This window comes from Sphingomonas kyeonggiensis (genome assembly GCF_014196745.1).
Classification (GTDB): Bacteria; Pseudomonadota; Alphaproteobacteria; order Sphingomonadales; family Sphingomonadaceae; genus Sphingomonas; species Sphingomonas kyeonggiensis.
The window spans coordinates 609,961-625,212 of sequence record NZ_JACIEH010000002.1 but is presented as its reverse complement, the minus strand read 5'-3'; the positions used below and the strand labels follow the sequence as shown (position 1 = coordinate 625,212).

Genomic DNA, 15,252 nt, shown 5'->3' with positions numbered 1-15,252 from the left:
CCATCGCTGCGCGATGGGCCCCTTCCTTCTCCCGCAAGCGGGAGAGGGAGAATTGGTCACCCCTCCATCGCTTCCAGTTCCTTGCCCTTGGTCTCGTGGATGAACTTCTGGACGAGGAAGAAGCTGATCACCGCGCAGACGCCGTAGAAGGTATAGGCGCCGGTGAGGCTCCACTTGGCCATGCTCGGGAAGGTCTGGGCGATGACGTAATTGGCACCCCACTGCGCGAAGCCGCAGACCGCCAGCGCGGAGCCGCGGATCTGGTTGGGGAACATCTCGCCGAGCATCACCCACATCACCGGGCCCCAGCTGACGTTGAAGAAGATCACATAGAGGTTGGCGGCAACGACGGCGACCATGCCCAGCTCGGGGGTCAGGACCAGCTTGCCGTCGACCAGCGCGCCCTGGCTGAAGGCATAGACCATCACGAACAGGGTGACCGCCATGCCGGCCGAGCCGATCAGCAGGAGCGGCTTGCGGCCGATCTTGTCGATCACCGCAATGGTGACGAAGCAGGCGGCGATCGAGACGGCGCCCGAGACGATGTTGATCAGCAGCGCGTCATTCTCGGTGAAGCCCGCGAGCTGCCACAGGGTGGCGCCGTAATAGAAGATCACGTTGATGCCGACGAGCTGCTGGAACACCGCGAGCAGCAGGCCCGCCCAGACGATCGCGCGGACGCCAAGGAAGCCGCCGGGCGCGAAGATGTCGGCCAGGCGCGGACGATGGTCGGTCGAGAAGCTGGCCTGGATCTCGGCGAGCTTGAGGCCGCCTTCGGTGGCGCCGAACAGGCTGGTGAGCACCTTGAGCGCTTCGGGGTTGCGCTTCTTGGCGACGAGGTAGCGCGGGCTCTCCGGGATGAAGAACAGGGCGACGAGGAAGACGGCGGCCGGGATCGCCTGCATCAGGTACATCCAGCGCCAGGCCTCGATCCCACCAAGCTGGCCGAGCGAGCTGCCGGCGGCCTGGGCGACATAATAGTTGACCACGAACGCGGCGGTGAGGCCGGTGATGATCATGATCTGCTGGACCGTGGTCATCCGGCCGCGGATGTTCGCGGGGGCGACTTCGGAGATATAGGCGGGGGACAGCACCGAGGCCGCGCCGACCGCGATGCCGCCGATGATGCGGGCAATGACGAAGATGGTGTGATCGTGCGCGATGCCCTGGACGATCGCGCCGCCGAGGAAGAGGATGGCGGCGAGGCGCATGACGTTGCGGCGACCCATCGCATCGGCAAGCGTGCCGGCGAAGAAGGCGCCGAACACGCAGCCGATCAGCAGCGAGCCGACGGTGAAGCCGAGGCCCGCCTCGTCGAGCGCGAAGGCGTGCTTAAGGCCCTCCTGCGTGCCGTTCACCGCGCCACTGTCATAGCCGAAAAGCAGGCCGCCGATCGTCGCCACCGCGACGATGGCGCCGATCAGGCCGATATTGGCCTTCTGCGCCGTATCATTCATGCACTCATCCCCTCCATTACGCCCCGGTCGGGCGAATTGTTAGCGGTAACGGTGGCTCGATCCGACGGGAAAAGCAAGTGGGGTTACGCCGGAGGAGCGACTCTGTCCCGCGTTGTCATGCTGGACCTGTTTGGGCCGGGGGCCAAGTCCCCTTGATCGCCTGCGCTACCCGCGCCTCCGTCATCCCCGCGAAAGCGGGGACCCATCTCCCAGACCATCCCGTAACGCACCGGTTGTATTTGCCGATCGCCCACGAGATGGGCCCCGCTTTCGCGGGGGTGACGATCCGTTGGTATTCGAGCCTGAGGGCTTGAGCCTTAACGCCAGCTCTTCTTCGCCGGCGCCGGCTTGCCCGCGCCGGGAGGCGGGCCGCAGGATTCGCGCTGGATCAGCTCGAAATCGAGCACCTGCTCCTCGAGCTTGTCGGTGGTGCCCGCCCGGTGCGCACGCAGCCGGGCGAGCAGCAGCGCCAGCGCGCTCTCGGCCATGGCGGCGATCGGCTGGCGGACCGTGGTCAGCTCGGGCCACATGGTGGTGGCGAGCGAGGTATCGTCGAAGCCGACGATGCTGATGTCCTGCGGGACGTGCAGCCCGCGGCGATGCGCGACGCCGACCGCAGCGGCGGCCATGTCGTCGTTCGAGGCGAAGATCGCGGTGGGCGGTTCCTTGCGATCGAGCAGCCGCTCGGCGGCGACGATGCCCGAGCGGAAGGTGAAATAGCCCTGCTCGACCGGCATCGCCTTGACGTCGAGACCGGCGGCCTCGATCGCCTCGACGAAACCGCGATGGCGCTCGGCGGACGAGGTCTGGTTCGGATTGCCGCGGATGAAGCCGATGCTGCGGTGGCCCATGTCGATGAGGTGCTTGGTCATCGCGGCCGAGGCGGCGGCGTCGTCGATGCGGACGTTGAGGCTGCGCTCGGGCGGCAGGCCCATGGCGACCGACACCCAGGGGATGCCGGCGGCCTCCAGCTCGGCGCGGACCGGCGCGGCCTCGGACAGCGGCGGCGGCAGGATCACGCCCTCCACGCTGGTGGCGGCGAACTGGCGGGTCGCCTCGGCCTGCTCGTCCGCCCGCTCGCCTTCACAGGCCTCGAGCACCAGGTGGCAGCCGGCACGGCGGGCGGCGGCGAGCGCGCCGATCAGAAATTGCGAGAGATAGGCCGCCGACGGGTTCGAATAGAGCAGGCCGATCTGGGTCGCCTCGCCCGCCGCCAGGCTGCGCGCGGCGCTGTTGGGCGAATAGTTGAGCTTCGCGATCGCCTCGAGAACGGCCTGGCGGGTTGTTTCCCTAACATTGGAGCCGCCATTGACGACACGCGATACCGTCATCGCCGACACGCCAGCGGCGCGCGCGACATCCTGTACGGTGACTGTGCCTCGGCTTCTGCGGCTGGGTCTGCTCATCGTTTTGGGGATATTCCGCGATTAGCAATAATGCAATCGCGCGTGCGTGCCGGTTGACCTGTTCGGACTGGCGCTGATAGTGATAGCGCTACCATAATTCGAAATAGGCCGGCGCCCGAGCGCCGCGATCCAAAGAGGGAGAGGAACGTGCGTAATTTCCGCCGCATCGTCGCGCTTGCCATCGCCGCCACGGCGCTGACACCCGTCATCGCACCTGCGGCGCAGGCCCAGACCGCCAGGGCGGATCGGCCGCTCTACAAGGATGCCAGCCAGACCGTCGACGCGCGGGTCGAGGACCTGCTCGCCCGGATGACGCTGGAGGAGAAGGTCGCGCAGCTGGTGGCGATCTGGGAGCACAAGGACAGGATCCAGACCGCGGCGGGCGATTTCGATCCGGCCAAGGCGAGCCAGGCCTTTCCGAACGGCCTCGGCATGGTCTCGCGCCCGTCCGACCGGCGCGGCGTGACGCCGGCGGCCAATGGCGCGGCGGGCGCGGCTGTGGGCGTCGGCAACCGCAATCCGGCGGATACCGCGACCTATATCAACGCGGCGCAGAAATGGGCGCTGGAGAAGACCCGGCTCGGCATCCCGATGATCATGCACGAGGAGGCGCTGCACGGGCTGGTGGCGCCGGGGGCGACGAGCTTCCCGCAGTCGATCGCGCTCGCCTCGACCTGGGATCCGGGACTGCTCGAGAAGGTGTTCGGCGTCGCGGCGTCCGAGGCGCGGGCGCGCGGCGCCAACCTGGTGCTGGCGCCGGTGGTCGACGTGGCGCGCGATCCGCGCTGGGGCCGGATCGAGGAGACCTATGGCGAGGATCCCTATCTGGTCAGCGAGATGGGGCTGGCGGCGATCCGCGGCTTCCAGGGCACGACGCTGCCCCTCGCCAGGGACAAGGTGTTCGTCACGCTCAAGCACATGACCGGGCACGGCCAGCCGGAGAACGGCACCAATATCGGCCCCGCCTCGCTGGGCGAGCGGACGCTGCGCGAGGACTTCTTCCCGCCGTTCGAGAGCGCGGTGACCCAGCTGCCGGTGCGCGCGGTGATGGCGAGCTACAACGAGATCGACGGCATCCCGAGCCATGCCAACAAGTGGCTGCTGCATGACGTGCTGCGCGGCGAATGGGGCTTCAAGGGTGCGGTGGTCAGCGATTATTTCGCGGTGCGCGAGCTCGTGACGCGCCACAAGATGTTCAAGGACGTCAAGGACGCCGGCGCGCGGGCGATCGACGCGGGCGTCGATGTCGAGACGCCGGACGGCGAGGGTTTCAACCACCTGATCGAGCTGGTCCGCGAGGGCAAGGTGAGCCAGGGCCAGATCGACAATGCGGTGCGCCGCGTGCTCGAGATGAAGTTCGAGGGCGGGCTGTTCGAGAACCCCTATGCCGATGTGAAGACCGCGGCGAAGAAGACCAACACGCCGGAAGCCATCGCCCTCGCCCGCCAGGCGGCGCGGGAGAGCGTGGTGCTGCTCAAGAATTCGTCCGGGCTGCTTCCCTTGGACGCGACTGGCATCAGGAAGATGGCGGTGATCGGCACGCACGCCCGCGACACCCCGATCGGCGGCTATTCGGACGTGCCGAACCATGTCGTCTCGGTGCTCGAGGCCATGCAGACCGAGGGCAAGGGCAAGTTCCAGGTCGACTATTCGGAGGGTGTGCGCCTGACCGAAGGCCATGTGTGGGCGCAGGACAAGGTGGTGCCCACCGACGCGGCGACCAACGACAAGCTGCGCGCCGATGCGGTGGCGGCGGCGAAGGACGCCGATGTCGTGGTGATGGTGCTGGGCGGCAACGAGGCGCTGAGCCGCGAGGCCTGGGCCGACGAGCATCTCGGCGACAGCGACACGCTCGACCTGCCCGGGCCGCAGGACCAGCTGGCGAAGGAGATCTTCGCGCTGGGCAAGCCGGTGGTGGTGATCCTGCTCAACGGCCGGCCCTATGCGGTCAACTATCTCGCCGAGAAGGCGCCGGCGCTGATCGAGGGCTGGTACCTGGGCGAGCAGACCGGCAACGCGCTGGCGGACGTCGTGTTCGGCCGGTTCAACCCGGGCGGCAAGCTGCCGGTGTCGATCGCACGCAGCGTCGGCCAGCTGCCGATCTACTACAACAGGAAGCCGACCGCGCGGCGCGGCTATCTGTTCGGCGACACCAGCCCGCTCTATCCGTTCGGCTATGGCCTGTCCTATTCGAGCTTCGAGGTTGGCGCGCCGGTGCTCGGCACGGGCACGATCGGGATCGCCGACAACGTCACGGTGAAGGTGGACGTGACCAACACCGGCAAGCGCGCCGGCGACGAAGTGGTCCAGCTCTATGTGCGCGACGACGAGGCGAGCGTCACCCGGCCGCTGATCGAGCTCAAGCGCTTCCAGCGGGTGACGCTGCAGCCGGGCGAGAAGAAGACCGTGTCGTTCGAGCTGACCCCGAAGGATTTGTCGCTGTGGAACGTGGCGATGAAGCGGGTCGTGGAGCCGGGGACGTTCACGATCTCGGCGGGGCCGAATTCGGTGGATCTGAAGAGCACTGTTCTCACTGTGCGGTAGTCAATTCCTCCCCGAGCTTGTTTCGGGGAGGGGGACCAAGTCGCGCAGCGGCTTGGTGGAGGGGCCGGCGCAACGCGCCGGTGCCCGGCGCGCCCCTCCACCCCTCGCTTCGCGAGCGGTCCCCCTCCCCCAGCAAGCTGGGGGAGGAATTAGAAATTACTCAGCCAACCACGCCGCCACCCATACCAGGGGGGCGTTCCAGTTGATCGCGACTTCGTTCAGCGCATAGGCGTGGACGTCGTCGGCCCAGCAGCGTTGCGGCGCGCAGTGGCCCTTCAGCTTCATTGCCACCTGATCCACCATGGCAGTGGAATTGGGGCCGCCCGACAGCACGCCGGGCGGCGGGCCGGGCAGGTTCGGGTCGAGCGACGGCGCCCAGAAGCGGTGGTGCGGGTTGCGCATCGCACGCGTGCCATAGCCGCTGACATAGGACACGCCGTTCGGGTTGCGGCCGAGCAGATAGTCGGCGACGTCGATCACCCCTGCCCGGTATTTCTCGTTCCCGGTCAGGTCGAAGGCCAGGCCGAGCAGCATCGCGCGGTTGAGCAGGTTCGAGTTGGAGCCCCAGTCATAGCGGTTCGGGAACGGGATCCGGTAGCCATTAGCCGGCGCATCGGCGAGGAAGCGATCGGCGGCGGCGACCAGACTGGCCCGCAGGCGCTGCACCTCGGCCGGTGGCAGTGTCGAGGGGCGCGTTGCCAGCACGATCGTGCCGAGCGTCGCGACCTGCGGCCAGCTGGGTGCGCCGGCTTCGCCGCGGAAATGCGGCGAGGCCTCGACCGCCGCGCGGTACGCCGCCTTGCCGGTCGTGGTGAACAGCTCGGCCGCGGCCCAGAAGAATTCGTCGGACACGTCATTGTCGCCATAGCCGCCCGAACCGGTGAAGCTGTTGGTGGCATAGACATCGGGGTTGCGCTTCGCGGCGGCATAGGCGCGTTCGGCGGCGGCGAGGCACCGCGCGGCGAAGGCTGGGTCCGCCTTCCGCCAGATCCGGGCGCACTGGGCCGCGGTGGCGGCGAGGTTGAGCGTCGCGGCAGTGGTGGGCGGATAGAGCCGGCGCTCGCGATCATCCTTGTGCGGCGGCGTGGGGAGCGCGGTCCACCAGCGATCGGCGACCTTCTGATGCGCCATGCCCGATGCGTCGATCGCGGCGAAGGGCGGCGGCGCGGTTTCCCAGACGGGCTTGCCCGGAACCGGCTTGGGCTTGCCGACCGGGACGCTCAATTGCGTGCCCTCGGGCACCTGCATGCGGAGCAGGAACTCCATCTCGTAGCGGGCTTCCGCGAGCACGCCCGGGGCACCGCCGGCGGCCTGGGGCAGCGCCTTGGGATTGCGCTCGACCACGTCGAGCAGCGTCCATAGCGATATGCCGCCGTTGACGAGGTACTTGCCGTGATCGCCGGCATCGTACCAGCCGCCGGTGACGTCGAGGCTGTACGGGCAGCCCGCCCATTCGGTACCGCGCTCGTCCTTGCCGGCAAAGCAGGTGGCGATCTCGTGCGGGTGGCCGGCGGGACGTGCCCATTTCTCGCCGACGATGCGGGCCTCGATCGGGACGCCGGCGCGCTGGTGGTAGAAGAAGGCGAGCGCGTCGCGGGCGAGTGGGCGGTAGAGGTTCGGGCGGATGTCGAAGGGTGCGCTCTCGCTGGCACCTATCCGGATCCGATAGCCGTTGCCGGGCGCGCGGAAGCCGGAGAAGTCGATGCGCTGGATCGTGGCGCCGGATGCCGCGTCCGGGCCGAAGGACTGGGCCTTGCCGCTGGCGACGGTGTTGCCGGCAGCGTCGAGGAGTTGCCAGTCGAGCGGGCCGCCCTCGGCTTCGACGATCGCGGTCTTGGGGTCGGCGGGTTCGAAGCCGAGCTGGTTGAGATTGATGGCCGGGCCCTGCGGGGCGGCGGCGGTTAGGAATATCCAGGGGGCGAGAACCCAAACCCTCCCCCGGAGGGGGAGGGGGACCGCCGCGAAGCGGTGGTGGAGGGGTAGCGCGCCACTGGCGGAACGCTCGCGGATAATACCCCTCCACCAGCTTCGCTGGTCCCCCTCCCCCTCCGGGGGAGGATTTGGAGAGAACCTCACTCCCCTGCCCCGGCGAACAACCCGAACACCGAGCCGACGAAACCGCCCGCCACCTTCGTCGTCAGGCCGTCGGTCTCGACCTTGCCGAGCGGCTTCCAGGCCGGCTTCGCGCCGGGGGCGGCATAGCTGAAGCTGTAGCTGCGGCCCTGCACGGCGATGCGGAGGCGAAGCGCGCCGGTGGGGGCAGCGGCAGTGAACAGGGTCTTGCCGAGCTTCGGGCTGGCTGGCCCCTCGCGCTGGTCGACGGTGATCATATCCTTGCCGCCGATGCGCTTGCGGCCGACAAAGAACCAGTAATCGTCATTCTGGAGGACGACGAGGCCGGCGCGGTCGCCGTCCTTCTCCGGCGCGAACTGCACCACGGTCTCGGCAACGGCATTGGTGTGCTGCTGGCGGCGGGCGAGGAACGACGGATTGGCGTTGTCGCCCAGCCCCGCCGGCCGCGCCTTGAGCATCAGGCCGGCGGCGCCGGTGCGGTACCAGTCGCCCTGCGGGTTGCGCAGCATCATCCAGTAGCTGGGGAGCTTGCCGCGGAAATCGTCGCGGATCGTGAAGGCACCCGAGGTGGGGATCGGCGCCTTGCCCTGGGGCAGCGCCGGCTTCGCGTGTGTCCAGGGGATCGGCGTGGCGGGCGGCAGGATCACCGGCCAGTCGTCTTTCCATTCCACCGGCAGCAGGAAGGTCTCGCGGCCGGTGGTGTAGAAATCGCCCTCGTACGGACGCACGGCGAGGAAGGTCGCCCACCATTTACCGTCCGGCGTGGTGACGAGCTGGGCATGGCCGGCCGAGGTGATCGGCATCGCCCGGTCGCGCGGCAGATCGCGCTGGGTGAGGATCGGATTGCCGTTCCACGCCTCGTACGGGCCGGTGACGTTCTTCGAGCGCAGGATGACCTGGCTATGGCCCTCGGCGGTGCCGCCCTCTGCGCAGCTGAGATAATACCAGCCGTCCTTCTTGAAGATGTGCGGCCCCTCGATCCAGATCGGCTTCTTCGAGAGGTCGATGCCGCCGTTCACCAGCACCTTGCGCGGGCCGAAGGTCTTGTTCGTCTTGCGGTCGAACTCCTGGACCCAGATCGCGCGGTGGCCCTGGTAGAGCGGGGTGCCTTCGGGCGGGCCGTTGTTGACCACCCAGGTCCGGCCGTCATCGTCGAAGAACATCGAGGGATCGATGCCGCCCTTGAGATCGGGCAGCCAGATCGGATCTGACCAGGGGCCTGCCGGGTTCCTCGCGGTAAGCAGGAAATTGTCGCCGCAATCGACGCAGGTATTGAGCAGGTAGAAGATGCCGTCCTTCGCCTGGATCGACGGCGCGAACACGCCGCGCGAAAGGCCGAGCTGCTTGAAATCGAGCTGGCCCGGACGATCGATCGCATTGCCGATCTGGGTCCAGTGGACGAGGTCGCGGCTGTGGAAGACCGGGATGCCGGGGAACCAGCTGAAGGTGGAATTGACCAGGTAGAAGTCGTCGCCGACGCGGGTGACGCTGGGATCGGGGTAGAAGCCCTTGAGGACCGGGTTGCGATACTCGTTCGGGCCGGCGGTGAGGACATCGGAGGCGTCCTTGCCGCTATAGGTGAAGCTGGAGAAGGTCGCGACCGGCTGGGCGGTGGCGGGAGCCGCGGCGAGCAGCGTGGCGGCGATGGTCAGGAAACGGTTCATGCTGCGCAGTGCTCCCGGATGAAATCGCGGTGTTTGGGCATGTAGTCGGCGGAATTGGCGATCGCCTCGCGGATATGGGCCAGGCGCTCACGGGTCTCGGCGAGGGGCATCACATCGGCCACCGGATCGTGGGACGCCGGCTCCATCAACTGGCCGAGCATCACCGCGAACCAGCTGGTGTCGTTGAACAGCTCCTCATTCTCGCGGAAGGCGCGGCCATGTGTGCGGAACACGCGCATCTTCTCGGCGAGCCGCTCGGGGATCTCCATCGTGCGGCAATAGTCCCAGAAGGGGGAATCGGTGCGCTCGGTCGCGTGGTAATGGAGGACGAGGAAGTCGCGGATCTCCTCGTAATCGGTCTGCATGATGCGGTTGTACCGGTCGATATCGGCCTGGTTGAAGTCACGGTCCGGGAACATGGTCAGGAAGCGCGACAGGCCGGACTGGATCAGCCAGATCGAGGTGCTCTCGAGCGGCTCGAGGAAGCCGCCCGACAGGCCCATGGCGACGCAGTTCTTGACCCACATGCGGTTGCGGTGGCCGGTCTTGAAGGGAACGGTGCGCGGATCGGCGAGCGGCTCGCCGTCGAGGTTCGACATCAGGATGGCGGTCGCCTCGTCGTCGGACATGTAATCCGAGCAGAAGACATGGCCGTTGCCGATGCGGTGCTGGAGCGGGATGCGCCATTGCCAGCCGGCGGTGTGCGCGGTGCTGCGGGTATAGGGCGTCCAGGCATCTACGCTGGCGCAGGGCACGGCGATGGCGCGGTTGCAGGGGAGATATTGCGACCAGTCGGTATAGCCGGCCTTCAATGCCTGTTCGATGATCAGGCCGCGAAAGCCCGAGCAATCGATGAACAGGTCGGCCTCGAGATGGGAGCCGTCCTCGAGCTGGACTGACTGGACGAAGCCGTCCTCGCTGCGGAGCTTCACGTCGACGATCTTGCCTTCGCGGCGAGTGACGCCCTTGTCCTCGGCATAGCGGCGGAGGAATTTCGCATAGAGTCCGGCGTCGAAATGATAGGCATAGGCGATGTCGGACAGCGGCGAATTGCCCGCGTCGATCGCCCGCATGAACTTGTCGTCGCGCGCCGCCATCGCCTGGAGCGACCATTCGTCCACGTCGGGCGCCTCGCCGAGCTGGCGCAGGCGGAGATAATAGGCGTGGAAGGACACCCCCTTCATGTCGAGGCCGTATTTGCCGAACGGGTGGAAATAGCGGTGGCCGGCCCGGCCCCAGTTCACGAACTGGATGCCGAGCTTGAAGCTGCCCTTGGTCTCGCGGACGAACTGGTCCTCGTCGAGGCCGAGCATGCGGTTGAAGGTGGCCATCTGGGGGATGGTCGCCTCGCCGACGCCGATGATGCCGATCTCGTCGGACTCGACCAGGGTGATCTTCGCATAGTCGGGGCCGAGGATGCGCGAGAGCGTGGCGGCGGTCATCCAGCCGGCGGTGCCGCCGCCGACGATGAGGATCGAGCGAATGTTGCGGTCTGTCATCAGGGGGTCCTTGCGGGCGCGTTGCGGGCGAGCCAGTCCTCGTGGCGAGGCATCGCCTGGGCGGCGCGGGCGAACATCTCGTGGATGCGGGAAAGGCTGAAGGCGAGCTTGTCGTCGTCGAAGGCGTCGGCGAGCGGATCCCAGCCCTGGGGGAGGATCCCCTGCCCCAGCAGCACCGCGATCCAGCTCGATTCGGCGAACAGCTCGTCCTCGTAGCGGAAGAAGCGGCCGCGGTTCCGGAACAGGTCGAGCTTGCGGCGGAGCGTGTCGGGGATCGCCATCTCGCGCATGCGGCGCCAGAGGTCGCCATCGCTGCGCTGGTTGGCGTGGTAGTGGAGGATGATGAAGTCGCGGACCTGCTCGAGCTGGATATCGGTCAGGCGGTTATATTCGTCGCGCTCGATGGCGCTGAAACCCGTGTCGGGGAGCAGCGCCATCAGCTTGTGGATGCCCGACTGGATCAGGTGGATGCTGGTCGACTCCAGCGGCTCGAGGAAGCCCGAGGACAGGCCGAGCGCGATGCAGTTCCTCTCCCAGGCGCGCTTGCGGCGGCCGGCCTCGAAGCGGAGGATGAAGGGATCGCGCAGGGGCGCGCCGTCGAGATTGGCGAGGAGCGTCTCGCGGGCCGCATCGTCGGAGATGTCGGCGCTGCAATAGACATGGCCGTTGCCGACGCGGTGCTGGAGCGGGATGCGCCATTGCCAGCCGGCGCTGTGCGCGGTCGCGCGGGTGAAGGGGGTGATCTCCGGGCCCGGGCTCGCGCTGGGGACCGCTACGGCGCGGTCGCATTGCAGCCAGTGCGCCCAGCTCTCCCAGCCGGTGTGGAGGGTCTGCTCGATCAGCAGCGCGCGGAAGCCGGTGCAGTCGATGAAGAGCTCGCCTTCGATCCGGCGATCGCCTTCGAGGATCACCGCCTCGATGAAGCCGTCCGCGGCGCGCAGGGGGACGTGCGCGACCTTGCCCTCGATGCGGACGACGCCGCGATCCTCGGCATAGCCGCGGAGGTACTTCGCGTAGAGCCCGGCGTCGAACTGATAGGCATGCGCCATGCGCGACAGGATCGAGCCGGGATCGGTCACCGGCGGCTGGTAGCGCCCGGCGGTCATGGCCAGCGCGCAGACATTATAGGCGTCGATCGCTTCGGCCCGGCCCGCCTCGCGCAGCTTGCGCCAGACCTGGTGGAACTTCACGCCCTCGATATCGAAGCCGAACTCGCCAAACGGGTGGACGTAGCGATGCTGGTCGCGGGTCCAGTTCACGAACTCGATGCCGAGCTTGATCGTGCCCTGGGTCTTCGCGAGGAAGTCGTTCTCGTCGATGCCGAGCAGTGCGTTGAAGCTGCGGATCGGCGGGATCGTCGCCTCGCCGACGCCGACGGTGGCGATCTCGTCGGACTCGACCAGGGTCACCGAGACGCCGGCGGGGATCAGCCGGGTGAGCGCGGCGGCGGCCATCCAGCCGGCGGTGCCGCCGCCGACGATGACGATGCTGCGGATCGGCGCGGGGGCGGTCATGCCAGCAATCCTTCCTCGCGGAGCGTCGCACCATGGTGCGGCATCCCGCGGACCGCGTCGACGATGACTTCGCGGATGCGGCTGGCATGGGCGCGGAGCTGCGGCTCGGGGATGGCGTCGGCGAGCGCATCGTGGCGGCGCGGGCGGACGCCCTGACCGTCGAGCACCGCGATCCACTCCTCCGGATCGAACAGCTCCTCGTCATAGACCGGCAGGCGGCCGCGGCTGGCGTACAGGTCGAGCTTGTGGGCCAGCGTCTCGGGTACGGGCATCGCCCGGGCCTGATCCCAGAGCGGATCGCCGGCCCGGCCATTGGTCTTGTAGTGGAGGATCGCGAAGTCGCGGACGCGGTCGGCTTCGCTGGCGGTCAGGCGGTTATACTCGGCGGGCTCGGGACCGTCCGGCGCGGTGGGAAGCAGGCTGATCAGGCGGGTGAGCGCATTCTGGAGCAGAGCGAGGTTATGGCCATGGAGCGGCTCGACCAACGCGGCGGCGGCGCCCAGGGCGACGACATTGCCGGTCCAAGCGCGGGTGCGGCGGCCCTGGGCGATGGGGACGGCGCCGGGCTGCTCCGCGAGGAATGCCGAAGCGTAGAGCAGCGCCCCGCTTTGCCCGCCGACCAGCGGCACGGTGCGCTGCCAGCCGCCCTCGAAGGCGCCGGCATGGGCATAGGGTGGCGGCACGCCCTCCACTTCGTTCCAACTCTCGACCGCGCGGTCGCAGGGGAGCCATTCGGACCAGCTCTCCCAGCCGCTGTCGAGCCGGCCGGCGAGCAGCGCGGCGGGGCCGGAGCAATCCAACCAGAGATCGGCGCTGACCTGGGCGCCGTCCTCGATCTCGATGGCAGTGATCCCGGCATCACCGAGCGCGCGGCGGAACCTGCCGGCGGTTGCGAGACCCGAGGCAAGGCGGAGCACCTCAGCCAAGCCGGCGCGAGCGAAGTGCAGGCCGTATCCGTAGCTCGACAGCACCGAGCGCGGATCGGGGCTCGGACGGGCGAAGCGACCCGAAGCGGCGGCGATGGCGGCGAGCGAGAAATCGGCGAGGCGGAGTGGATGCCCGGCCGCGCGCAGGCGGGCGGCGAGCTGATGGAAGGCGACCGTGCCGATCGGCGCGCCGATCGTGCCGAAAGGCAGGAACCAGTCCGCCTCCTGCCCCGCCCAGCCGGAAAAGGCGGTGCCGAGCGAGAAGCCGCCACGTGCGGCGCGGAGAAGCGCGCCTTCCTCGACGCCGTGATCGGCGAGCCAGCTCTCGAGGCCCGGCAGGCTGGCTTCGCCCGGGCCGAAGGGACCTAGGCTCCAGTCCGGCCCTTCGGTCTCGATCACCGAGATACGTGCGCCGGGCAGCGCGCGGCGGAGTGCAAGCGCCGCCATCCAGCCGGCGACACCCGCGCCGACGATGCCGATGCTGCGGATCATGCGCCCATCCCCAGCGCCGTTTCATGACGCGGCATCGCCTCGGCCGCCGCGGCGATTTCCGCACGCATCGCGGCGAGCGCGGCGGCGACGCCCTGCCCGCCCGCCCGCGGATCGGGATGGCGCGGGGTGACGTGCTGACCGAGATAGACGGCGAGCCAGCTCGGCTCGAGGAAGGTGCCCTCACGGTACTGGACGACCACGCCGCGCTCGCGGAACAGCTGGAGCTTGTAGGCCAGCGAGTCCGGCAGAATCATGTTGCGGCAGTGGCGCCAGAACTCGGAATCGTCGCGCTCGGTGGCGTGATAGTGGAGGATCAGGAAGTCGCGGACGCGCTCATATTCGAGCGCCATCGCTCGGTTGAACTCGGCGGCGTCGAGCGGATCCCAGTCGCCGGTCGGGAACAGGTCGAGCAGCTTGCCGATCGCGACCTGGATCAAGTGGATCGAGGTTGACTCCAGCGGCTCGAGAAAGCCCGAGGACAGGCCGATCGCGACGGTGTTGCCGACCCATTGCTTGCGCCGCTTGCCGGTGACGAAGCGGAGCTTGTTGGGATCGGCGAGCGGTTCGGCCGGGAGCTGTTCGAGCAGCACCTCCAGCGCTTCATCGTCGCCCAGGAAGCCGCTCGAATAGACATGGCCGTTGCCGGTGCGGTGCTGGAGCGGGATGCGCCAGCACCAGCCCGCCTGCTTGGCGGCGGCGCGGGTGAGCGGCGCGAGCGGTCCGCTATTCGCGCAGGGAATGGCTATGGCGCGGTCGCAAGGCAGCCAGTGCGTCCATTCCTCATAACCGGTGTGCAGCGCCTGCTCGATCAGCAACCCGCGAAAGCCCGAGCAATCGACGAACAGGTCCGCTTCGATCGTCTCGCCACTTTCGAGCGTGACCGAACGGACAAAGCCGCTTTCGCCGTCGAGCGCGACATCGACCACCTTGCCCTCGCGCCGGACGACGCCGCGCGCCTCGGCATAGGTGCGGAGATACCTGGCGTAGAGCCCGGCATCGAACTGATAGGCATAGTTGTAGGGATCGCCCTCGGGCCGGCGGAAACGGCCCCGGCGGGCGGCCTGGATGGGGAGCGAATAGTCCTCGAACGCCCCCGCCCCTTCGGTCGCCAGCCATTGATGATGGAAGGGCACGCCGTCCACTGGATCGCCGAACTGGGCGAAGGGATGGATGTAGCTGTCGCCCTTGCGCCCCCAGTCGACGAACTCGATGCCGAGCTTGTAGGTGCCTTTGGTCGCGGCGAGGAAATCGGCCTCGTCGATGCCAAGCGTCGCGTTGAAATGGCGGATGTGCGGGATCGTCGCCTCGCCCACGCCGACGGTGCCGATCTCCGCCGATTCGATCAGCGTGATCGCCAGCTTCGTCCCGGCGAATTTATGCGTGAGCGCGGCGGCGGCCATCCACCCCGCGGTGCCCCCGCCTACCACGAGTATGCGCCCCACCAGCATTCTTGCGATGCCCCTCTCCGACACGAATGTTAGCGCTCCCGTTGAGAAATGGTCAATCGAAAGACAGGGCGATTCGAGGCCGGATCGGCCCTTTCGCATTTGCAGAAATCATACTGCAATGCAGCGAAATCATTGCAAAGTGCAGGAAATCAGCGGTTTTCGCATAACTGCAACAAGATGCTTGATCTTTTCATAACTCCTACTTTAGGTTCGACACAAACAAGAAACG

At 67.8% G+C, this 15,252-nt stretch carries 9 protein-coding genes; 1 reads left to right on the top strand and 8 read right to left on the bottom strand.

What is annotated here, in order from left to right:
* Window positions 1-56 precede the first annotated feature (56 nt).
* Entirely contained in the window at window positions 57-1,457 is a 1,401-nt protein-coding gene (locus tag GGR46_RS11880; protein WP_183997918.1) for a sugar porter family MFS transporter, read from the bottom strand.
* 317 nt (window positions 1,458-1,774) lie between these two features.
* Window positions 1,775-2,863, bottom strand: a complete 1,089-nt coding sequence (locus tag GGR46_RS11875) for a LacI family DNA-binding transcriptional regulator (protein WP_183997916.1) — start codon at window positions 2,861-2,863, stop codon at window positions 1,775-1,777.
* A 147-nt stretch (window positions 2,864-3,010) separates the two neighbouring features.
* Between GGR46_RS11875 and GGR46_RS11870 the strand changes: the two genes are divergently transcribed.
* Window positions 3,011-5,407 (top strand): glycoside hydrolase family 3 N-terminal domain-containing protein, encoded by a 2,397-nt coding sequence (locus GGR46_RS11870; RefSeq protein ID WP_183997914.1) that lies wholly within the window; start codon window positions 3,011-3,013, stop codon window positions 5,405-5,407.
* A gap of 156 nt (window positions 5,408-5,563) precedes the next feature.
* On the opposite strand, the gene GGR46_RS11865 is transcribed toward GGR46_RS11870, so the two are convergent.
* From GGR46_RS11865 to GGR46_RS11840, 6 genes are read right to left on the bottom strand one after another with little or no spacing between them, the layout of a single operon-like run.
* Entirely contained in the window at window positions 5,564-7,483 is a 1,920-nt protein-coding gene (locus GGR46_RS11865) for a glycoside hydrolase family 9 protein (RefSeq protein WP_343058126.1), read from the bottom strand.
* Window positions 7,480-9,144 (bottom strand): glycoside hydrolase family 43 protein, encoded by a 1,665-nt coding sequence (locus GGR46_RS11860; protein WP_183997912.1) that lies wholly within the window; start codon window positions 9,142-9,144, stop codon window positions 7,480-7,482. Before GGR46_RS11860 ends, GGR46_RS11865 begins: the two co-directional genes overlap by 4 nt.
* Window positions 9,141-10,643: a tryptophan halogenase family protein gene (locus GGR46_RS11855; protein ID WP_183997910.1), complete on the bottom strand. Its 1,503-nt coding sequence runs from the start codon at window positions 10,641-10,643 to the stop codon at window positions 9,141-9,143. Before GGR46_RS11855 ends, GGR46_RS11860 begins: the two co-directional genes overlap by 4 nt.
* Entirely contained in the window at window positions 10,643-12,157 is a 1,515-nt protein-coding gene (locus GGR46_RS11850) for a tryptophan halogenase family protein (RefSeq protein ID WP_183997908.1), read from the bottom strand. Before GGR46_RS11850 ends, GGR46_RS11855 begins: the two co-directional genes overlap by 1 nt.
* A complete protein-coding gene (locus tag GGR46_RS11845; protein WP_183997906.1) occupies window positions 12,154-13,575 on the bottom strand; it encodes a tryptophan halogenase family protein in 1,422 nt (473 codons plus the stop codon). Before GGR46_RS11845 ends, GGR46_RS11850 begins: the two co-directional genes overlap by 4 nt.
* The gene (locus GGR46_RS11840; RefSeq protein ID WP_183997904.1) at window positions 13,572-15,023 is read right to left on the bottom strand and encodes a tryptophan halogenase family protein; all 1,452 of its coding nucleotides are present in this window, start codon (window positions 15,021-15,023) and stop codon (window positions 13,572-13,574) included. Before GGR46_RS11840 ends, GGR46_RS11845 begins: the two co-directional genes overlap by 4 nt.
* Window positions 15,024-15,252 lie beyond the last annotated feature (229 nt).

Coding starts and splice junctions, on each gene's coding strand:
- GGR46_RS11875 (WP_183997916.1), bottom strand. CDS start 2,863: ATGAGCAGACCCAGCCGCAGAAGCCGAGGCACAGTCACCGTACAGGAT.
- GGR46_RS11880 (WP_183997918.1), bottom strand. CDS start 1,457: ATGAATGATACGGCGCAGAAGGCCAATATCGGCCTGATCGGCGCCATC.
- GGR46_RS11845 (WP_183997906.1), bottom strand. CDS start 13,575: ATGATCCGCAGCATCGGCATCGTCGGCGCGGGTGTCGCCGGCTGGATG.
- GGR46_RS11860 (WP_183997912.1), bottom strand. CDS start 9,144: ATGAACCGTTTCCTGACCATCGCCGCCACGCTGCTCGCCGCGGCTCCC.
- GGR46_RS11840 (WP_183997904.1), bottom strand. CDS start 15,023: ATGCTGGTGGGGCGCATACTCGTGGTAGGCGGGGGCACCGCGGGGTGG.
- GGR46_RS11850 (WP_183997908.1), bottom strand. CDS start 12,157: ATGACCGCCCCCGCGCCGATCCGCAGCATCGTCATCGTCGGCGGCGGC.
- GGR46_RS11855 (WP_183997910.1), bottom strand. CDS start 10,643: ATGACAGACCGCAACATTCGCTCGATCCTCATCGTCGGCGGCGGCACC.